We start from the raw sequence: 21,413 nt of genomic DNA, 5'->3' as shown, positions 1-21,413 counted from the left end.
GTATGAACGATGTTAGTTTCAATTAATTGGTTAAAAGAATATGTTGATATCGAAGGCATTTCTACAGGAGAGTTAGCTGAAGCCATTACAAAAACAGGTGTCGAAGTAGACGGCATTCACGGTCCGATATTGAACGATGAAAAAATTGTTGTCGGATATGTTGAAGCGTGTGAACAACACCCAAACGCCGACAAGTTGAACCTGTGTCAGGTGAACGTTGGTGAAGAAGAACTCGCGCAAATTGTCTGCGGTGCACCGAATGTTGCGCAAGGACAGTATGTTGTTGTCGCTCGACCTGGCGCAAGACTCCCAGGCGGGTTGAAAATTAAAAAAGCGAAACTGCGCGGTGAAGCATCAGAAGGAATGATTTGCTCATTGCAAGAATTAGGTGTCGATGAAAAAGATGAAAAATTCGTTCCCGATCATCAAAAAGACGGCATATTCGTTTTTGATGAAGAGGTACAAATCGGTGAACCGGCTTGTCCGTTACTCAATTTAGACGACCAAGTGCTGGAGCTAGATCTAACACCGAACCGAGCAGACTGCCTAAACATGATCGGGATGGCTTATGAGGTTGCTGCTATTTATAATAAAGAACTTCAATTACCGTCACCGACTGTTACGAAAGCTGATGAGTCGTCCAATGATTACATCGCTGTTCGTATAGAGAACAAAGAAATGAATCCGTATTACGGTGCGTGGATTATCAAGGATTTAGAAGTGAAGCCATCTCCATTATGGTTGCGTAATCGCTTGATCAGTGCAGGCATTCGCCCGATCAATAATTTGGTTGATATCACGAACTATGTTTTGTTGGAATACGGTCAGCCGCTTCACGCTTTCGATTATGACCGTTTTGGCAGTAAAGAAGTCGTCACTCGTCCAGCTCATGAAGGTGAAACGATGACGACACTTGATGGAAAAGAGCGGACACTTCAGCCAGAACACCTACTCATTACGAACGGTGAGAAGCCTCATGCATTAGCTGGTGTAATGGGCGGTCAAGATTCCGAAGTTCAAGATGATACAACGACGATTCTTCTCGAAGCTGCTTATTTCGATCCGAAAACCGTTCGCAAAGCATCGAGTCAACACAATTTACGAAGTGAAGCGAGCGCACGGTTTGAAAAAGGTGTCGACCTTGCACGTGTGAAAGAAGCAGCAATACGTGCAGCTGAGTTATACGAAGAGTTAGCAGGCGGAACAATTTTAGGGGAAATGGTGGAAGCGGGTTCAACTGAACGTGAACCGGTTCAGATAACATTTGAACGCCATGAAATTAATGAACGCATAGGGACCGAGTTATCCATTGATCAAATGAATGATATTCTAGAACGTTTACGATTGCCATATGAACAACAAGGGGAGCAATATACAGTGACGCCACCGTCACGTAGAAATGACCTTCGTATTCTCGAAGATATGGTGGAAGAGTTTGCTCGTTTATATGGTTACGACCATATCCCTTATACATTGCCGACAGGTCAATCAAATAAGGGCGGCCTAACGAAACGTCAACGATTAACTCGTGAAGTACATGCCTATTTACAAAAAACAGGATTAAATGAGGCGTTGACGTATTCACTGACGACAGAAGAAAAATCGAAACATTTCGTTAGCCCGGAAATTCAAACCGATCAAGAGGCAGTAAAATTATTAATGCCAATGACCGATTTGCACAGTCATTTGCGATTAAGTGCCATTCCGGAATTGTTGTCAAGTCTGCAGTATAATGTGGCGAGAAATCAATACAATCTCGGGTTTTATGAACTCGGCCCTGTTTATTTACCGAATGAAGGTGAGGACGTACTGCCAAAAGAAGAGCTCCGTGTCGCAGCAGCAATTACGGGCATTTGGGAGAATCACCCGTGGCAAGGAGAAAAGAAACCAGTTGATTTCTTCGTGCTTAAGGGTATTCTAGAAGGCTTATTTGAAAACTTCCTTAAAGACGACGTTGTTTTTGAAAAAGCCAGTCTAGATGGATTGCATCCAGGACGGACAGCAATTCTTAAATTGAACGGAGAAACGATTGGTTATATCGGACAACTTCACCCATCTATTCAAAAAGACCATGATTTGGATGAAACTTATATTTTCGATTTAAATCTCGAAATGGTCTTTGCGCACGTTGATGAAACGCCGGATTATGAACCAATTACCAAGTATCCAGCTGTGTCTCAAGACTTAGCTTTCGTAGTTGATTCTGATGTACAGGCGAAAGAACTCGAGCAAACCATTTATCAGTCAGGACAACCGTATTTGAAAACAATCCGTGTCTTTGATGTGTACCAAGGTGAGCATATGGAAGAGGGTAAAAAATCCATTGCCTTTAACCTTACGTTCCAAAACAATGAACGGACACTCAAAGACGATGAAGTAGAGGAACTGAGAGAACGTATTATTCAAGAAGTAAAAGCAACATACAAAGCGGAATTACGTGGATAAAAAATGCCCTTCAGACACTAGCTGTCTGAAGGGTATTTTTAGTTTGAGTATTCACTTATGAACGTAGCCGCTCGACAAACAGTTCCAACCGCTCGACAAACGGCTCCAGCCGCTCAACAAACAGTTCCAACCGCTCAACAAACGATTCCAACCGCTCGACAAACGGCTCCAGCCGCTCGACAAACAGCTCCAACCGCTCGACAAACGATTCCAACCGCTCGATAAACGTTTCTAGCCGCTCAACAATCGAATCCAAACCATCCTACAATAGTTTCTTCGCTTTCTGTGTATTGGCAAAGTGCGTTTTTGCGATTTCATTTAAAGAACTCTCACCTTTTTGCTTAATCAATCGGGCAATTTGCCGATCGACAATGTTGGAAGCTCCTTTTTGAATCGAAAATCCAACGTTTTCAGATATACGATCGATTTCTTGTAAAAAGCGATAGCGAGCAAGCATGGAAGCGGCTGCTACTGGTGTCGAATAACTTTCCGCTTTTGTCATAAACGTTAAATCATCAAAAGATTGTTCACCTGTTTCTCGAACTGCTTTATGGAAGGTAGCTGGTTCACAGAACTGATCGACAACGGTTCCTTCGAAAGATTGCTCACCTAGTTTATTACGGACATTCTTAATCGCATGGTGATGCATCCATGCCTTCATTTTTACTTGAGACCAACCTTTTGCTTTCAGTTGATTATATCTCGGATTATCAAGAACAACGGAACTGTATGTAATGTCAGTTAACAAGACATCTTTCATAACAGAGCGGATTGCATCATCGGTCAACGTTTTCGAATCACGTACACCTAATTCTCTTAGAAGCTCCTGCTGTTCTGAAGTAGCAAAAACACAAGCGACTGTGATCGGACCGAAATAATCTCCCGTTCCTGCTTCATCTGAGCCCATATGTGAATCTTTTAAAAAGGTCGGCAAGCTTCTATTGGTTTTTGTTTTTTTCTTTTTATCGTTAGATCCTGGATTTCCCCATCGACTCGCTTCTTTTTCAGCTTCATTCCCTTGAAACACGACCTTGCCGGATTGATAAGCGGTAATCGTGCATCCGCTAATCTTCGCTGCGAAGTGAGCGTGAGGTGGTGTAGAAGGGAGGATTGCAGATTGATATGTATTCTTCATCTGTTGAATGGTCGATTGGTTTACTTTTAATACAGCGTGTGCCATGAAAATAGAACTCCTTTATGGATTCGGTTATTTTCTCCTAGTATATCACGCCATACGAACGTTCGCAGGAAGTAAATGTACTTTCCAAGCGATATGCAAACGTGTTACTATATGGAGTAGAATAACGCGGGAGGAGGCTACTGAATGGATGGTTCTAATCAGACGAAATTAACAGTGGAAATTCACAAGAAAAAATATACCATTGTTGGCCAAGAATCCTCAGAACATATCAAGATGGTAGCAAGCTTGGTCGATCAAAAAATGGATGAAATTCAATACGCAAAGCCTTCGTTGGATACATCCCAATTAGCTGTATTAACAGCCTTGAATACGATGAATGATTACTTGAAACTCAAGCAAGAACATAACGAACTATTGAACCGAGTGAATCGTGGAAATAGACGGAAAGAGGATCGAAGGTAACATGCTGGATATTTTATTATTAATCTTATTGATTTTTGGTTTTTTAATCGGTTTAAAACGCGGGCTTGTCATGCAAGTCCTTCACATTGTCGGTTTTATCGTTGCATTTATCGTTTCTGTTTTATACTACAAACAATTAGCTGGCAAATTGGAATTATGGATTCCGTATCCGGATTTTTCAACAGACCAGTTTTGGGGTACGTTACTAAACTCTACAATACTGGAAAACTCATTCTATAATGCGATCGCTTTCTTCGCAATATTTGTCCTTGTGAAGATTATCATGCAAATTATCGCAAACTTACTGGATTTTGTAGCAAACCTACCGATCTTACATAGTGTGAATAATCTATTGGGTGCCATTCTTGGATTTATTGAGATGTATTTAATTTTATTCGTCATCTTATTCATTTTGTCGCTCGTATCGGTAGAAATGATTCAAAATCTCATACAAAGTTCCGCAATTGCGGGATTCATGATTGAACATACACCTGTTTTGACTGAGCAATTGAAAGAACGAATATTTCCTGAATGAACGAATGGATAAAAGAGGTACACTCAATGCGAGTTGGCCTCTTTTCTTTTCAGTCAATGAATGAATAATTGCTGAGTAGGAGTGCTTATATGGATAAAAAGAAAGTAATCAAACATTTAGAAACGATTGCTATTTATTTGGAATTAAAAGGTGAAAATCCTTTTAAAATATCTGCATATCGGAAGGCTGCACAAGCATTGGAACGAAATGATCAGTCATTGGATGAGATTGACGATTTTTCAAAACTGGATGGAATTGGTAAAGGTACCAATGCGGTTATCGTAGAGTTCATTGAAGCTGGAGAAACGGAAACGCTGAACGACTTAAAAGAGGAAGTGCCTGAGGGATTAATTCCACTACTAGACTTACAAGGATTAGGTGGTAAAAAGCTAGCGAAGCTTTACAAAGAACTCGGTGTAATTGATCAGGTGACATTGCGTAAAGCGTGTGAAAATGGTGACGTCGAGAAATTGAGTGGGTTCGGGAAGAAATCCGTTGAGAAAATTTTACAAGCATTAGACGAGATCGGTAAACGTCCAGAGCGCTTACCTCTTTCTGATGTCTTGGTGTTACCGCAGCTAATCGAAGAAGAACTGGAAAAAATAGATGACATTAATCGATACTCAATAGCAGGCAGTATGAGACGTCTCCGTGAAACAATCAAAGATTTGGACTATATTATCGCAACGACGAATCCAAAGCAAGTAGCTGACAGTTTGGTTCATTTATCAGCGGTGAAAGAAGTAGTTGCCCACGGAGAAACGAAAGTAACCGTTATTGTAGAGTCGAAGTGGGATGTCTCGGTTGATTTTCGTCTCGTTGCTCCAGATGAATTTTATACAACACTTCATCATTTCACAGGATCCAAAGATCATAATGTAGAAATGAGAAGATTGGCAAAGCAAAAAGGCTTGAAGATCAGTGAATATGGAGTCGAAGAAGAAGAGACGGGTAAAATTCACACCTTTGATTCCGAGCAAGCATTTTTTGAATTTTTGGAGGTCCCTTATTTACCACCTGAAGTGCGTGAAACAGGGGAAGAAGTTTCTGTTAACCATTCGCCTAATTTGATTGAATTGGCTGATATAAAAGGCGATTTGCACATGCACACGACATGGAGTGATGGTGCACAATCCATCGAGGAAATGGTTAAGAAAAATATAGAAAAAGGCTATCAATTTATAGCGATTACGGACCATTCGAAGTTTCTGCGTGTTGCGGATGGCTTGGATGAAGTGCGACTTCGTCAACAACGTGAAAAAATTAAAGAAGTCCAAGCGAAATATCCAGAAATCACAATCTTTTGTGGCGTTGAGATGGATATTTTGCCGGATGGAACGTTAGATTTTTCGGATGAATTTTTAAAAGAGATGGACTTTGTCATTGCATCTATTCATTCAAGTTTTAGCCAATCAGAAGAAAAAATCATGGCTCGTATGCGAACAGCAATGGAAAGCCCTTACGTTGATATGATTGCTCACCCGACCGGACGATTGATTGGACGACGTGAAGGCTATGCATTAGATATAGACACATTCATTGACTGGGCCGTCGAAACAAACACGATTATTGAACTGAATGCGAATCCGAACCGATTGGATTTACATTGGACAGAACTACGAAAAGCACAAGAAAAAGGAGCGCGAATAGCCATTAACACGGATGCGCATAGCTACCAAATGCTTGATGATATGGCGATTGGTGTGAAAGCCGCTCGAAAAGGGTGGATTGAGAGAGATACAGTCATCAACTCATGGACACCAGAGCAGTTACAATCATTTTTGAAGACGAAAAAAGGTGAAGCATAATGGATCAAAAAATATTGAAACAACTGGAATTTCCGAAATTGATCAAACAAATCGTAGATCATGCGGAAACGACACGCGGAAAAGAAGCGGCTGCAAAATTAATGCCTTCAGCTGATTTTGAAGAAGTCATTCGATGGCAAAATGAAACAGATGAAGCTGTGCAAGTTTTACGAACGCAAGGACATATGCCGCTCGGTGGTATTCATGACCTTCGAGGAAGTACAAAGCGTGCAAAAATCGGTGGAATGTTAAGCGCAACAGAGCTGCTCGAGATTTCGGATACATTACGCGGGAGTAAGCGCGTGAAAAACTTTGTTCAAGATATAGATGAAGTGGATACCCCGATTTTAGTGGAGTTAGTTGAACAGATTGAACCGCTCAGCAACCTTGAAAAAGAGATTCATATGTGTATCGACCAGGATGGAAAAGTGATCGATAGTGCTTCGCAAGGATTGAGAAGGATTCGGAGTCAAATTCGTTCGTTAGAAAGCAGTATTCGCGACCGGTTAGAAGGATATACCCGAACTTCAAGCAGTAAGTTATCGGATGCCATCGTTACCATTAGAAACGAACGCTATGTTCTTCCGGTTAAATCAGAACATCGAGGAAGCTTCGGTGGAATCGTTCATGATTCATCCTCATCCGGCCAAACACTATTTATCGAACCACAAGCGGTCGTCGAGTTAAATAATAAGTTACAAGCTTCAAAGGTCGAAGAACAACAAGAGATTGAACGTATTTTGACGCGGCTAACGGAACTGGTTCAGCAAGAAGCGGAACTGTTAGAGCATAATGGTGATATTCTACAAAAGATTGATTTTTTATTTGCGAAAGGAAAATATGGGCAGCAACTACGTGCAGCCAAACCTGAAATGAACCATGATGGTTACATTAAAATGATTCAGGCTCGCCATCCACTCATTCCAGAAAGTGAAGTGGTCAGTAATGATATCGAAATTGGAAAAGATTATCGCGCAATATTAATCACTGGTCCAAATACGGGTGGTAAAACAGTTACCTTAAAGCTAGTAGGATTATGTACATTAATGGCACAATCTGGTTTGCAAGTCCCCGCTCTTGATGGGTGCCAGCTTGCTGTATTTGATCATGTATTTGCAGATATAGGTGACGAGCAATCAATCGAACAGAATTTAAGTACCTTTTCCAGTCACATGACGAATATCGCATCCATTATTGAACGATTCAATTCCAACTCGTTGGTCCTGTTTGATGAACTTGGTGCAGGTACAGACCCACAAGAAGGAGCAGGCCTTGCGATGTCCATTTTGGACTATGTCGTGAATCGAAACGCCAGAGTCATTGCGACAACGCATTATCCTGAACTAAAAGCATATGGGTACAATCGGGAGCAAGTCATCAATGCTTCCGTTGAATTTGATGTGGAGACCCTACAACCAACCTATCGACTACTGATCGGTGTACCGGGTCGAAGTAATGCTTTTGAGATTTCTGGAAGAATCGGTTTGAAGTCAGAAATTATCGATCAAGCGAAAACGATGATTCATGAAGATAGTCGTTCTGTAGAAAATATGATCGCCTCGTTAGAGACGTCCAGAAAACAAGCAGAGAAAGACTTTGAAGAAGCGGAAGAAATTTTACAAGAATCCGAGGGAATACGTGAAGAGTTGAAACGAGAATATGACCGTTACTTAGCAAAGAAAGAAGATTACCAGGAAGCGGCTAAGAAAAAAGCTCAGAAGATCGTTGATCAGGCAGAGCAGGAAGCAGAGACTATTTTACAAGAGCTTCGTCAAATGAAGAGTTCAGCAGAGATCAAAGAACACCAATTAATTGATGCCAGGAAGAAGATTTCTGATCAAAAAGAAGCTTTGCAAGATACCAATCAAAAACAACAGATTGAGACAACAAATCAACCAGATGAGTTTGAACCAGGTGATGAAGTGCACGTCGCTTCATTCAATCAAAAAGGTCAAATTGTTTCTCAATTGAATGACAATGAGTATGAAGTTCAGCTTGGGATCATGAAAATGAAAGTACCAAAAAAACAATTACAGCTGATCAAACGAAAAGAAAAAGAGAAAAAGACGACGCCGATGGCAACTGTTCGCGGTAGACAGAGTCACGTGAAGACAGAGTTGGATTTAAGAGGTGAAAGATACGAGGATGCCCTACATCGGCTGGAAAAATACCTTGACGATGCCCTGCTGGCCGGATATCATCAAGTATCAATCATTCATGGAAAAGGAACCGGTGCGTTAATGAAGGGTGTCCATGCATTTGCCCGAAAACATCGGTCAATCAACAGTTATCATTTAGGTCATCCAAATGAAGGTGGAAGTGGTGTGACAATCCTTTCGCTTAAATAGATCAACAAGGAGTTTAGACATGGAAACATTAGCAAAAGTGTTAGTAGTCGTAGCGGTTTTGTTTATGATTGTTGGAGTTGTATTTATGGTGATGAATTAACCAATCAATGACGTCCAGGTAATGGGCGTCATTTTTTAAAATGTTCCTGAAGTATAGGTATAATATTGAGAAAGATTGAAGCAATGGTCAAAAACCATAATGCTTTTTCCATACCTGGTACGACATCTGATAAAGCGGCCCAATCTTCCGCCTTTACCCATCGAGATACAAGACGATATTCTGCACATAGAGTTAATGCTGTAAATGATAGTCCGATCGCCATAGCAAGCTTATAATCCTTTCATACTTTATACATATAAAGGTTTATAAACATAGCAACGATCGCAATAGCTCCCAATATTACCCACATAACGATCCCTCCATTTACATGAAAATATCTATTTCCAGAGTTTTCTTATTCTTACATTACCATAAAATTCAGTGTGAGGAATTAATTTTTAAGAATTTATTTTCAATTGACAGGAGACTCCTTCCTCAAAAATAGCACGTTAGGTGGGGGTTATTTAATTTCAGATAATTTACAATTCTATTTTAATTTTTCCGAAATAATGTATATAATAAAGGTAAGTTGAAAAGAAGGAGGAATTATTAATGGGGGTTGACGTAGTGAAACCATGGTTTAAGCATTACCCGGAAGAAGTTTCACAAACGATGGAATATGACAAAAGACCGCTTCATGAGTTTCTTGAAGAATCAGCAAGTCGTTTTCCGGATAAAGAAGCAGTCCATTTTATGGGGACTGAATTAACGTTTCAACAAATCTCTGATTCAGCAAAAAAATTCGCGTCGTACTTACAATCATTGGGTTTGGAGAAAGGTGATCGAGTAGCTATCATGCTGCCCAATACACCACAATCAGTTATTGCTTATTATGGGGCGATGCTCGGTGGAGGAATTGTCGTGCAAACGAATCCTTTATACACGGAGCGCGAGTTGGAATACCAAATGAAGGATTCCGGTGCGAAATTTATCGTTTGCTTAGATATCTTGTTACCAAGAGCGTCGACTGTGAAACCGGAAACGGATCTCGAGCATATTATTGTAACCGGTATCAAGGATTATTTACCATTTCCGAAAAACTTAATTTATCCGTTCATTCAAAAACGTGAATACAATATGGTGGTTAAACCTGAGCATTCTGGCGATACACATGTATGGACGAAGGTAATGGAAGAGGCATCAACGGATTATACACCGGTAGAAGTCGATCCAGAAGAAGATGTGGCTTTACTGCAATATACTGGTGGAACGACAGGCTATCCTAAAGGCGTTATGCTGACGCATTATAATTTAGTTTCCAATACACAAATGTGTTCAAACTGGTTATACAAAACAGAGTATGCAAAAGAAGTTATACTCGGTATTTTGCCGTTCTTCCATGTGTATGGGATGACAACGGTGATGAACTTGACAATTATGCAGGCGCAAAAAATGATTCTTATTCCGAAGTTTGATGTCGATACCGTTTTGAAAGCTATTCATAAACAGCGACCAACAATGTTTCCAGGCGCACCGACGATTTATATTGGCTTGCTGAATCATCCGAAGCTCACCAAATATGACCTATCTTCTGTTGAAGCATGTATCAGTGGTTCTGCACCACTGCCAAGTGAAGTTCAGCAACGATTCGAAGAGGTTACTGGTGGTAGGTTAGTTGAAGGGTATGGTTTAACAGAAACGTCGCCTGTCACACATGCAAATTTAGTTTGGGAGGAAAGACGCTCCGGCACAATTGGATTACCATGGCCTGATACAGATGCCAAAATTGTGGACGCAGAATCGATGGAAGAAATGCCAGTGGGAGAAGTAGGTGAAATTGCCGTAAAAGGACCACAAGTCATGAAGGGATATTGGAACAGGGAAGAGGATACAGCCAAGACATTAAAAGATGGGTGGCTCCTTACCGGTGATATGGGTAAAATGGATGAAGACGGTTATTTCTATGTCGTTGACCGGAAAAAAGATATGATTATTGCCGGTGGATTCAATATATATCCAAGAGAAGTGGAAGAAGTCCTTTATGAGCATGAGGCCATTCAAGAGGCAGTGGTTGCAGGAGTACCAGATCCTTACCGTGGCGAAACCGTCAAAGCTTATATTGTGTTGAAAGATGGTTATGATGTAACAGAGAAGGAATTGAACACCTACTGTCGAGAAAACCTTGCAGCTTTTAAAGTCCCGAGGTTATACGAATTCCGGACAGAACTACCTAAGACAGCTGTTGGAAAGATTTTGCGCCGTAAGCTGGTCGATGAGGAGAAAGAAAAATCGAATTAATTTATTTTAAATCTATGCTTGCTTGTAGTTGACAGCCATGCAATTTATTTATATGATAAAAGGTGAATGACCATTCATTCATTTTTAGGGAGTCAAAACTATGAAGAAAGAAAAACCAAAATACAATCAAATACTAGATGCTGCGGTGGAAGTCATTGCAGAAAATGGCTTCCACCGCTCCCAAGTATCAAAAATCGCCAAAAAAGCTGGCGTAGCCGATGGGACGATCTATCTTTATTTTAAGAACAAAGAAGATCTTCTTGTTTCATTGTTTCAGAATAAAATGGGTAACTTTATCGAGCGAATCCGGAAGGCAACTGAAAATGTTGATAAGGCAGATGAAAAACTTTTTGCGTTAATCGATACTCATTTTCGCCAGCTTTCGGAAGATCCTCACCTGGCTGTCGTTACACAATTAGAATTGAGACAGTCCGATAAACGACTGCGTGCACAAATCAATGATGTGCTAAAAGGTTATTTGCACATTATTGATTCAATCATCCAAAGTGGGATGGAAGAAAAAACCTTCCACAATCATCTGAATATTAAGTTGGTTCGTCAGATGATTTTTGGTATGCTTGATGAGGTAGTGACCAACTGGGTGATGCAGGATCAACGCTACGATTTAAATCAACAGGCAAAGGATGTACATTTTCTAATTTCCAACGGCTTAAAAAAACATACGTAAAGGGGTTGAGTAAATGGATGCACTCTCTTTAACGAAAAAAGAAAACATTGCAACCGTTACCATTCAAAGTCCACCAGCAAATGCATTATCGTCACAGATTTTAAAAGATTTAGCAACTGCGCTGGATGACGTCGAAAATGACTCCACCATCAAAGCGGTGGTGATTCAAGGAGAAGGAAAGTTTTTCTCAGCCGGAGCAGATATTAAAGAATTCACATCCTTACAAAGTGCCGACGATTACGAAGATCTTGCCAGTCAAGGACAAAACTTATTCCGGAGAATTGAAAAATTTAAAGTTCCGGTCATTGCATCCATTCATGGTGCTGCCTTAGGTGGCGGGCTCGAACTGGCGATGTCTTGTCATGTTCGAATTGTTACCAAAAGTGCCAAACTCGGTTTGCCAGAACTGACACTAGGCATTATCCCAGGCTTTGCAGGGACACAACGTTTGCCACAGCATGTGGGGATGGCAAAAGCTTATGAAATGATTTTGACTGGAGAACCAATCTCTGGTGAGGAAGCTGCAGCATTAGGTCTTGCAAATCATGCAGTGGATGAAGATTCATTAGAAGAGTTTTCTATGAATCTAGCGAAAAAATTCGCAGCAAAAAGCGGGCCTTCAATCAATGCGGTTATGAAGTTAATCCCATTCAGTCAAACCTCTCAGTTTAAAGAAGGCGTCAAACGAGAAGCAGAGGAGTTTGGCAAGGTGTTTGGTAATGAGGATGCAAAGGAAGGCATTCAAGCATTCATCGAAAAAAGAAAACCGAATTTTAAAGACCAGTAGAATGAAGGAGGTAATCCAATGAACATTTATGTTCTGATGAAAAAAACATTTGACACAGAAGAGAAGATTCAAATCAGTGATGGAAAAATCGAAACAGATGGTGCTGAGTTCATCATTAACCCATATGATGAATATGCCATTGAAGAAGCGATTAAAGTCCGTGATGAGCACGGTGGTGAAGTGACCGTCGTAACGATCGGTGACGAAGAGTCGGAGTCACAATTACGTACGGCGCTAGCCATGGGAGCAGACAAAGCTGTTCTTATTAATACAGAAGATGATGTTGAAGAGGGCGACCAAGTTACAACTACAAAAATTCTGGAAGCTTACTTCGAAGACAAAGAAGTTGATCTGATTTTAGCTGGTAACGTTGCAATTGATGAAGCCAGTGGCCAAGTAGGTCCACGATTGGCTGCTAAGTTGGATATTCCGTATGTCACAACCATTACATCTCTTGAAATCGATGGAGATACTGTAAAAATTGATAAGGACGTAGAAGGTGACGTTGAAAAAGTAGAAACTTCTCTACCTTTACTAGTTACTTGCCAACAAGGGTTGAACGAACCACGTTACCCATCCTTACCGGGAATTATGAAAGCGAAGAAAAAACCATTAGAAGAACTTGAAATCGATGACCTTGACTTAGATGAAGATGATGTTGAGGCGTCAACTGAAACGGTCGAAGTTTTCCTTCCACCTGAAAAAGAAGCAGGAAAAGTGTTAGAAGGAGAAACAGACGAACAAGTGAAAGAACTTGTATCTCTATTAAAAACGGAAGCAAAAGTACTTTAATCAACAGGTGCAGAAAGGAGAATAGCAATGGGGAAATTTTTAGTAATTAGTGAAGTGCGAGATGGAGAGTTGCGTAACGTATCGTTTGAAAATATTGCGGCAGCCCGCCAAATTGATGAAAATGGTGAAGTTGTAGCAGCTGTTTTAGGCGATGGAGATCTTGAATCTCTTGGACAAGAATTAATTCAATACGGTGCGGACCGAGCGGTTGTCGTCCAGCATGAAAACTTGAAAAATTATACTTCTGATGGATATGTCCAAGCTGCAATGGCTGTCATTGAGCAAGAAGATCCAGACGGCATTGTTATGGGACACACATCTGAAGGGAAAGACTTGTCACCAAGAATCGCAAGTAAATTGGACAGTGGATTAATTTCTGACGTCACGCAAATCGAAGGAAGTGGCGATGATGTAAAATTCATTCGACCAATTTATTCAGGTAAAGCGTTCGAAAAGAAAGTCATTACAAATGGTAAGACATTCATTACCATTCGTCCAAATAACATTGCACCACCCGAAAAAGATGAATCACGCTCAGGAGATGTTCAAAAAGTCGAAGTTGATGTTCAAAACCTTCGCACAGTCATTCAAGAAGTCATCCGTAAAGCTTCTGAAGGTGTTGACTTGTCAGAAGCGAATATTATCGTTGCAGGTGGACGTGGAGTGAAAAGCGCAGAAGGATTCGATCCATTATATGAACTAGCAGATGCGCTAGGCGGAGCAGTAGGTGCTTCCCGCGGAGCTGCAGACGCTGGCTACTGTGACTATTCATTGCAAATCGGACAAACTGGTAAGGTCGTAACACCTGATTTATATATTGCAGTCGGTATCTCAGGTGCAATCCAACACTTAGCAGGTATGTCTAACTCAAAAGTCATTGTTGCAATCAACAAAGACCCTGAAGCAAATATCTTTAACGTAGCTGATTATGGTATTGTCGGAGATTTATTCGAAGTTGTACCAGCATTGACAGAAGAGATCAAAGCGTTAAAAGGTTAATATCAAATAAAGTCAAAACCGGCTATTTCCTATTGGGAATATAGTCGGTTTTTTGATGGATAAAACGATTCTTTGTCGCAACGTACACTCCAGCCGTCCGACAAAGAGTTCCAACCACCCGACAAAGTGTTCGAGCCGCTCGACAAAAGGGTCCAACCGCCCGACAAAGAGTTCCAGCCACCCGACAAAAGGGTCCAACCGCCCGACAAAGTGTTCCAACCGCTCGATTGCTCAGGCTACTCTAATAACTTGATTTCATTTACTCATTCTCAATATTAACAATCACATGAACCGTGTATCCATGCGCATTGACGACTTATAAACAAAGTATTGGAAGTAATGAATAACACCATGATATACTTAGTTTGAATTTGAAATGTGAGGAGGAATAGAAAATGGCTATCGTAAATGCAACTGATCAAACATTTAACGAAGAAGTATCTGAAGGTACTGTGCTTGTTGACTTTTGGGCTACTTGGTGTGGTCCATGTAAAATGATCGCTCCTGTATTGGAAGAATTGGATTCTGAAATGGGAGACGACGTCAAAATCGTCAAACTTGATGTGGATGAAAACCAAGAAACAGCTCAAAAATTTGGAGTCATGAGTATTCCAACATTGATCCTATTTAAAAATGGTGAGCAAGTAGACCAAGCACATGGTTACCAACCAAAAGATGCTTTAAAAGAATTCGTTACAAAAAATGCATAAATCATAGGGTAAGGGCTGACTCATTGAGTTAGCTCTTGCCTTTTTTAACATGCTTCCTCTAGGAACAAAGAAACTGATCGAGGTGTACATATATGCATAAAAATATTCAAGAAAAGTTAGCCGTCCTTCCAGATAAGCCGGGCTGCTACTTAATGAAAAACAATAAAGATGAAGTCATTTACGTAGGGAAATCCAAACTACTTAAAAATCGTGTGCGCTCGTATTTTACCGGAGCACATGATTTGAAGACCCAGCGGCTTGTAAATGAAATCGTCGACTTTGAATATATCGTTACATCTTCTGAAATGGAAGCTTTGATTCTAGAGATGAACTTAGTAAAAAAGTATGACCCGAAGTATAACGTCATGCTAAAAGATGATAAGTCGTATCCATTTTTAAAAATTACAAATGAACAACACCCTCGATTAATCGTTACGAGAAAAGTGAAGAAGGATAAAGGTAAGTATTTTGGTCCCTACACGAACGTTTATGCAGCAAGAGAGACCAAAAAACTTCTAGATCGGCTTTATCCACTCCGTAAGTGTAATGTAATGCCGAAGAAGGTTTGCTTGTATTATCACATCAACCAATGTTTAGGACCTTGTGAATTTCCGGTCAGCCAGGAAACAAACCAAGAAATTGTACAAAAAATAACGACCTTCTTAAATGGTGGCCATAAAGAAATTAAGCAAGAACTGAAAGATAAAATGCATACCTTTTCCGAAAACCTAGATTTTGAAAAAGCGAAAGAATATCGTGATTTAATTGACCATATTGAATCTGTCATGGAAAAACAGACGATGCAATTGGGGGATTTAACGGAAAGAGATGTTTTTGGTTATGCATATGATAAAGGTTGGATGTGCATTCAAGTATTCTTCATTCGTCAAGGAAAGTTAATCGAACGTGATGTTTCATTGTTTCCGTTTTATACGGATCCAGATGAAGCATTTACAAGCTATATCGCACGTTTTTACTCACATTCAAATCATATTAAACCGAAAGAAATTTATCTTCCAATCGGTACAGATGCCGACTTGATTGGTGAATATTTAGATGTTCGAGCAAAGACGCCATTTAGAGGGCAAAAGAAAAAGCTAGCTGACTTGGCGATGGAAAACGCACAAATTGCATTACAAGAGAAATTTTCTTTAATCGAACAAGATGAAAACCGAACGATTAAAGCTGTCGAAGAACTAGGTGAATACTTGAATATTGAAACTCCTCATAGGATTGAGGCATTCGACAACTCCAATATTCAAGGGACAGACCCTGTATCTGCGATGGTTACGTTCATAGATGGACGACCGAAAAAAAGTGATTATCGTAAATACAAAGTGAAAACGGTCGAAAAACCAGACGACTATGAGACAATGCGTGAAGTCATTCGGAGAAGGTATACACGAGTACTTAAAGATAAATTGCCGCTTCCGGATCTAATTTTAGTGGACGGCGGTAAAGGTCAGATGTCAGCAGCATTAGACGTCCTCGAAGATGAGTTGGGCTTGAGCATTCCTTTATGTGGGATCGCTAAAAATGAGAAACATAAAACGAGTGAATTGCTTTATGGCAATCCGCCTGAACCGGTACCCCTCAAACGAAATGAGCAACCGTTTTATTTGATTCAACGGATTCAAGATGAAGTTCACCGTTTTGCGATTACGTTTCACCGTAATTTGCGAGGAAAATCAGCGACTCAGTCTAGCTTAGACGAAATTGAAGGAGTTGGACCAAAAAGAAAACGGATGTTGTTACAACACTTTGGTTCCATTGAAAAAATTAAACAAGCTGAAAAAGAAGCATTCACAAAACTTGGAATCCCCGACCATATTGCTGAAAATATCCGTCATTATTATATTCAGCAAGAGAATATGGAATTGGAATTGGAAGAAGAGAACAATTAACTTGTCGGAGCATGTCAAAATTATGACAAGTTTTCTTGACGCTTTTTCATCCTAGAAGTACAATTGAACTTGTCATGTAACTTTAATAGGGAGTCGTATGAAAACTCTTTCAAAACAATTTTTCATCAGATGAGGGGGGTAACACATGGCGGATCAGGAAAAACGCGAATATAATTTGCGTAGATTGCATTCATTGCTAGGTGTCATTCCAATTGGCTTATTTTTGATGCAGCACTTGGTAGTCAACCACTTTTCCACGTATAGTGAAGAAGCCTTTAATACAGCTGCTGGTTTTATGGAAAATTTGCCACTTCGGATCGTCTTGGAATTTGGGTTGATTTATATCCCGATTCTTTTCCACGGAATTTATGGGGTGTATATCGCTTTGGTATCTGAGATGAATCTAGGAAGGTATGGATGGTTCCGAAATTGGATGTTCATGCTACAACGTCTTACAGGAATCATTACACTTATTTTTATCGGATGGCACGTTTGGGAAACACGTTTGGCAAACGCAATTTATGGAACAGAAGTGAACTTTGATATGATGGCAAGCATTCTTTCATCACCGTTCATGTTCTGGTTCTATGTGATTGGTGTTCTTTCCGCAGTATTCCACTTTGCGAATGGACTATGGTCTTTCTTCGTTACTTGGGGACTGATCATTACACCAAGATCCCAAAAGATTATGACATACGTCGTTCTTGTCGTATTTGTCGTTTTTGGTTATATGGGAATTGCGTCATTAATCGCATTTGCTTCATAACACGTGAAACTGTTCAATAATAAGGGAGTGAAACAAATACAATGAGTAATAAAAATATCGTTATTGTTGGCGGTGGTTTAGCTGGCTTGATGGCTACAATTAAAGCTGCTGAAGCAGGCGTTCATGTCGATTTGATCTCGCTTGTTCCAGTAAAACGCTCCCACTCTGTTTGTGCGCAAGGCGGTATCAACGGTGCAGTAGATACGAAAGGTGAAGGGGATTCTCCTGCTATTCACTTTGATGATACAGTTTATGGTGGGGACTTCTTGGCAAACCAAAAACCGGTTAAAGATATGTGTGACGCAGCACCAAGCATCATACATATGATGGACCGCATGGGTGTTATGTTTAACCGTACGCCAGAAGGTTTGTTGGATTTCCGTCGTTTCGGAGGAACACAACACCACCGTACAGCTTATGCCGGAGCAACGACAGGTCAACAATTAATGTACGCATTAGACGAACAAGTTCGTCGTCACGAAGTCAACGGACTCGTGACAAAATATGAAGGATGGGACTTCTTATCACCTGTTATTGATGAGAATGGTGTTTCAAGAGGAATTGTCGCTCAAAATATACAGTCCCACGAAATAAAAGTTTTCAAAGCGGATGCAACCATTATGGCAACAGGTGGACCTGGAATTATCTTTGGTAAATCCACAAACTCTGTCATTAACACAGGTTCAGCCGCAACTAGCTTATACTTACATGGTGCACACTATGCGAACGGTGAGTTTATCCAAATTCACCCTACAGCTATTCCAGGAGATGACAAGCTTCGCTTAATGAGTGAATCAGCTCGTGGTGAAGGTGGTCGTGTATGGACATATAAAGACGGAAAACCATGGTATTTCCTAGAAGAGAAATACCCAGCCTATGGTAACTTGGTTCCACGTGATATTGCGACACGTGAAATTTTTGACGTGTGCGTGAACCAAAAGCTTGGTATCAATGGCGAAAACATGGTTTACCTTGATTTATCACATAAAGATCCGAAAGAGCTAGATGTTAAATTAGGTGGAATCATTGAAATTTATGAAAAATTCGTTGGTGAAGATCCTCGTAAGGTACCAATGAAAATTTTCCCTGCTGTTCACTATTCAATGGGCGGACTATGGGTCAACGATGATCAAATGACGAATATCCCTGGTGTTTTTGCAGCTGGTGAATGTGACTTTACAATTCACGGTGCAAACCGTCTAGGTGCAAACTCCTTACTTTCTTGTATCTATGGAGGTATGGTTGCTGGACCAAATGCTGTTGATTACATCAATGGTTTGGATTCCTTGGCAGCAGAGCAGAGCACTCAGTTGTTTGATGAGAAGTTGAAAGAAGAGCAAGATTACTTTGAAGAGATCATGAATATGACAACGGGTACAGAAAATGCGTATGATATTCACCGTGAACTTGGTGAGTGGATGACGGCAAATGTTACCGTTGTTCGTGAGAATGACAAACTACTTAAAACGGATGAGAAGATTCAAGAGTTGATGGAGCGTGCCAAAAACATTAACATTAATGATACGAGCCGTTGGAGCAACCAAACAGCAATGTTTATTCGTCAGTTGGATCATATGTTACAATTAGCACGTGTAATCACTATTGGAGCGTATAACCGTAACGAAAGTCGTGGAGCTCATTATAAACCAGAATTCCCTGATCGTAATGACGAAGAATGGTTGAAAACGACTAAAGCTACTTATAATCCAGAAACAAATGCCCCAGAATTTTCTTATGAAGAAGTAGATGTTTCATATATTAAGCCACGTAAGCGTGACTACTCTGCAACGTAAGGTTGAACGGACTACAAAATGGAAGAGGGGGTAATTCAAAATGGCGGAAGATAACAAAATGATAAAATTTATCATTACACGTCAAGATGATCCAGATGGTAAGCCGTATGATGAGGAATTCGAAATTCCATATCGTGAAAATATGAACGTGATTTCTGCATTAATGGAAATCAGAAGAAACCCTGTGAACGCAAAAGGTGAAAAAACAACACCTGTATTTTGGGAAATGGGTTGTTTAGAAGAGGTTTGTGGTGCTTGTTCAATGGTCATTAACGGAACACCGCAGCAATCTTGTACAGCTCTTGTCGATCAATTGGAGCAACCGATCAAATTGGAACCGATGACGACATTCCCTGTTGTTCGTGACTTAGCAGTCGACCGTAGCCGTATGTTTGACTCTTTGAAAAAGGTGAAAGCATGGGTACCGATCGATGGCACATATGATTTAGGACCTGGGCCACGAATGGCTGAAAGTAAGCGTCAGTGGGCATATGAATTATCAAAATGTATGACTTGTGGTGTTTGCTTAGAGGCTTGTCCAAATGTGAATGATCGCAATGATTTCATTGGACCTGCTCCATTGTCCCAAGTTCGTTTATTCAACGCTCATCCAACAGGCGAAATGCATAAAGCAGAGCGTATGGATGCGTTGTTAACAGAAGGTGGACTTCAAGATTGTGGAAACTCACAAAACTGCGTAAAAGTTTGTCCAAAAGGAATTCCTTTGACAACTTCAATTGCAGCTGTAAACCGTGAAGCTACGATTCATTCTTTCAAGAGCTTCTTCGGAAGTGACTACCACAACTAATGGTGAATGAAGGGCTGACAATATAATTGTTGGCCCTTTTTCAACCATTATATTTTTTTAATAAAACTGAATGAGTATTCATTTTAGGTAAATCTTAAAAAGAGGTGCAATAAAAATGAAACAAATTTCCTATATTCCAAACTTTGAAGAATGGAAGAAAGAGTTTTCTTATTATATTCCTATTAAAGTTCGTTTTTCTGAAACGGATATGTTTGGACACGTTAACAATGTATCGACGTTTATTTATTTTGAAGAAGCAAGAACCTCTTTCATCGAAGAAAATAAGATATTTGGTGAATTAACTGGTCCTATAGAAAATGTTCCAGTGGTCAGTGATTTGCAATGTGATTATTTAAAGCAAATGTACTTCGGTCAGACGATTAAGTTATATTGCAAGGTTCATCAACTAGGCCGAAGCTCCATGGATATCCATTATATGGCTACCGACGAAAATGGTGATGTTTGTCTGACTGGAAGAGGACGAGTCGTTCAAATAAATGCAAAAACCGGTAAGTCAACACCGTTTTCTGAAGAGCAATTAAAGGTTATTGAAGAAACGAAAATTAATTAGGTGTACAAAAGCATAGATTAGAAGAATTACGAACAGAAACTCAACCTTTTTCATAAAGTATGGTGACTAGTTAATTTCCTCAGATGAAGAAGTAGCTCACTTCTTGCACAGAGGAGGGGTTGCCGCTTGAATAATGACAAATATCGAGCCAGTAATATATTAACCAAAAGAGAAAGAGAAGTTTTTGAGCTTTTGGTCCAAGATCGAACAACAAAAGAGATAGCAGAACAGCTTTTTATTTCTGAAAAAACAGTCAGAAATCATATTTCGAATACGATTCAAAAACTTCAAGTTAAGGGGCGATCTCAAGCCGTTGTCGAATTAATTCGCATCGGAGAGATCAAATTATAAACCGGCAGATTGCCGGTTTATTGTTTTTTCTTTTCTTAAGTTCGCTCACGTAATGCAATTCATCGAAATGAAACCTCAAATCGACTGAAGCGCAGGCACGTTCTGTTATTCGGTCGAATAGGAGGTCTCTAATCGCCCGAAGCAGGCACGCGTTCGATTATTCGGTC

21 protein-coding genes are annotated in these 21,413 nt (G+C 40.2%); 17 read left to right on the top strand and 4 right to left on the bottom strand.

Going from position 1 to position 21,413, the window contains the following annotated elements; translation table 11 throughout:
- Positions 1 to 9: 9 nt before the first annotated feature.
- The gene (gene pheT / locus KQ486_RS04030; RefSeq protein ID WP_216686853.1) at positions 10 to 2,445 is read left to right on the top strand and encodes a phenylalanine--tRNA ligase subunit beta; all 2,436 of its coding nucleotides are present in this window, start codon (positions 10 to 12) and stop codon (positions 2,443 to 2,445) included.
- A 55-nt stretch (positions 2,446 to 2,500) separates the two neighbouring features.
- On the opposite strand, the gene KQ486_RS04025 is transcribed toward pheT, so the two are convergent.
- The gene (locus tag KQ486_RS04025; RefSeq protein WP_216686852.1) at positions 2,501 to 2,701 is read right to left on the bottom strand and encodes a hypothetical protein; all 201 of its coding nucleotides are present in this window, start codon (positions 2,699 to 2,701) and stop codon (positions 2,501 to 2,503) included.
- A gap of 6 nt (positions 2,702 to 2,707) precedes the next feature.
- A complete protein-coding gene (rnhC, locus tag KQ486_RS04020) occupies positions 2,708 to 3,625 on the bottom strand; it encodes a ribonuclease HIII (protein WP_144160717.1) in 918 nt (305 codons plus the stop codon).
- Between the two features lie 144 nt (positions 3,626 to 3,769).
- Between rnhC and zapA the strand changes: the two genes are divergently transcribed.
- The 4 genes from zapA to KQ486_RS04000 all read left to right on the top strand — a co-directional run bounded on the left by zapA (position 3,770) and on the right by KQ486_RS04000 (position 8,739).
- Entirely contained in the window at positions 3,770 to 4,048 is a 279-nt protein-coding gene (zapA, locus tag KQ486_RS04015; RefSeq protein WP_144160714.1) for a cell division protein ZapA, read from the top strand.
- 1 nt (position 4,049) lies between these two features.
- Positions 4,050 to 4,583 (top strand): CvpA family protein, encoded by a 534-nt coding sequence (locus KQ486_RS04010; RefSeq protein ID WP_144160711.1) that lies wholly within the window; start codon positions 4,050 to 4,052, stop codon positions 4,581 to 4,583.
- Between the two features lie 89 nt (positions 4,584 to 4,672).
- Positions 4,673 to 6,391 carry a DNA polymerase/3'-5' exonuclease PolX gene (gene polX / locus KQ486_RS04005; protein WP_216686851.1) on the top strand — a complete coding sequence of 573 codons (1,719 nt, stop codon included), beginning with the start codon at positions 4,673 to 4,675 and terminating at the stop codon, positions 6,389 to 6,391.
- A complete protein-coding gene (locus tag KQ486_RS04000) occupies positions 6,391 to 8,739 on the top strand; it encodes an endonuclease MutS2 (RefSeq protein ID WP_216686850.1) in 2,349 nt (782 codons plus the stop codon). Before polX ends, KQ486_RS04000 begins: the two co-directional genes overlap by 1 nt.
- A 128-nt stretch (positions 8,740 to 8,867) precedes the next feature.
- On the opposite strand, the gene KQ486_RS03995 is transcribed toward KQ486_RS04000, so the two are convergent.
- Positions 8,868 to 9,062, bottom strand: coding sequence for a hypothetical protein (locus KQ486_RS03995; RefSeq protein WP_246569187.1), 195 nt, complete (start codon positions 9,060 to 9,062; stop codon positions 8,868 to 8,870).
- Positions 9,063 to 9,391: 329 nt separating this feature from the next.
- Here KQ486_RS03995 and KQ486_RS03990 point away from each other — a divergent pair, with 329 nt between their 5' ends.
- From KQ486_RS03990 to KQ486_RS03970, 5 genes are all read left to right on the top strand, one after another.
- Positions 9,392 to 11,077 carry a long-chain-fatty-acid--CoA ligase gene (locus tag KQ486_RS03990; RefSeq protein WP_144160702.1) on the top strand — a complete coding sequence of 562 codons (1,686 nt, stop codon included), beginning with the start codon at positions 9,392 to 9,394 and terminating at the stop codon, positions 11,075 to 11,077.
- A 100-nt stretch (positions 11,078 to 11,177) separates the two neighbouring features.
- A complete protein-coding gene (fadR, locus tag KQ486_RS03985; protein WP_144160699.1) occupies positions 11,178 to 11,765 on the top strand; it encodes a fatty acid metabolism transcriptional regulator FadR in 588 nt (195 codons plus the stop codon).
- A gap of 13 nt (positions 11,766 to 11,778) precedes the next feature.
- The gene (locus KQ486_RS03980; RefSeq protein ID WP_144160696.1) at positions 11,779 to 12,552 is read left to right on the top strand and encodes an enoyl-CoA hydratase; all 774 of its coding nucleotides are present in this window, start codon (positions 11,779 to 11,781) and stop codon (positions 12,550 to 12,552) included.
- A gap of 18 nt (positions 12,553 to 12,570) precedes the next feature.
- Positions 12,571 to 13,344, top strand: coding sequence for an electron transfer flavoprotein subunit beta/FixA family protein (locus KQ486_RS03975; protein WP_144160693.1), 774 nt, complete (start codon positions 12,571 to 12,573; stop codon positions 13,342 to 13,344).
- A 27-nt stretch (positions 13,345 to 13,371) separates the two neighbouring features.
- Positions 13,372 to 14,343, top strand: a complete 972-nt coding sequence (locus tag KQ486_RS03970) for an electron transfer flavoprotein subunit alpha/FixB family protein (protein ID WP_144160690.1) — start codon at positions 13,372 to 13,374, stop codon at positions 14,341 to 14,343.
- A 12-nt stretch (positions 14,344 to 14,355) separates the two neighbouring features.
- Here the strand turns inward: KQ486_RS03970 and KQ486_RS03965 are convergent, their stop codons facing one another.
- On the bottom strand, positions 14,356 to 14,562 hold the full coding sequence (locus KQ486_RS03965; protein ID WP_144160687.1) for a hypothetical protein: 207 nt from the start codon (positions 14,560 to 14,562) through the stop codon (positions 14,356 to 14,358).
- Positions 14,563 to 14,738: 176 nt separating this feature from the next.
- Between KQ486_RS03965 and trxA the strand changes: the two genes are divergently transcribed.
- From trxA to KQ486_RS03930, 7 genes are all read left to right on the top strand, one after another.
- Positions 14,739 to 15,053 (top strand): thioredoxin, encoded by a 315-nt coding sequence (gene trxA / locus KQ486_RS03960; RefSeq protein ID WP_144160684.1) that lies wholly within the window; start codon positions 14,739 to 14,741, stop codon positions 15,051 to 15,053.
- Positions 15,054 to 15,145: 92 nt separating this feature from the next.
- Positions 15,146 to 16,957 (top strand): excinuclease ABC subunit UvrC, encoded by a 1,812-nt coding sequence (uvrC, locus tag KQ486_RS03955; RefSeq protein WP_216686849.1) that lies wholly within the window; start codon positions 15,146 to 15,148, stop codon positions 16,955 to 16,957.
- Between the two features lie 145 nt (positions 16,958 to 17,102).
- A complete protein-coding gene (locus KQ486_RS03950; RefSeq protein ID WP_144160677.1) occupies positions 17,103 to 17,723 on the top strand; it encodes a succinate dehydrogenase cytochrome b558 subunit in 621 nt (206 codons plus the stop codon).
- A gap of 41 nt (positions 17,724 to 17,764) precedes the next feature.
- A complete protein-coding gene (gene sdhA, locus KQ486_RS03945) occupies positions 17,765 to 19,516 on the top strand; it encodes a succinate dehydrogenase flavoprotein subunit (protein WP_144160674.1) in 1,752 nt (583 codons plus the stop codon).
- 40 nt (positions 19,517 to 19,556) lie between these two features.
- Positions 19,557 to 20,324 (top strand): succinate dehydrogenase iron-sulfur subunit, encoded by a 768-nt coding sequence (gene sdhB, locus KQ486_RS03940; protein ID WP_144160671.1) that lies wholly within the window; start codon positions 19,557 to 19,559, stop codon positions 20,322 to 20,324.
- A 115-nt stretch (positions 20,325 to 20,439) separates the two neighbouring features.
- Positions 20,440 to 20,895 (top strand): acyl-CoA thioesterase, encoded by a 456-nt coding sequence (locus KQ486_RS03935; RefSeq protein WP_144160668.1) that lies wholly within the window; start codon positions 20,440 to 20,442, stop codon positions 20,893 to 20,895.
- Positions 20,896 to 21,021: 126 nt separating this feature from the next.
- On the top strand, positions 21,022 to 21,246 hold the full coding sequence (locus KQ486_RS03930) for a helix-turn-helix domain-containing protein (RefSeq protein ID WP_144088024.1): 225 nt from the start codon (positions 21,022 to 21,024) through the stop codon (positions 21,244 to 21,246).
- Positions 21,247 to 21,413 lie beyond the last annotated feature (167 nt).

The organism is Allobacillus halotolerans (genome assembly GCF_018967645.1).
GTDB classification, from domain to species: domain Bacteria; phylum Bacillota; class Bacilli; order Bacillales; family Alkalibacillaceae; genus Allobacillus; species Allobacillus halotolerans.
The sequence above is the reverse complement of the archived record's forward strand: the minus strand, read 5'-3'. Positions and strand labels throughout refer to the sequence as shown.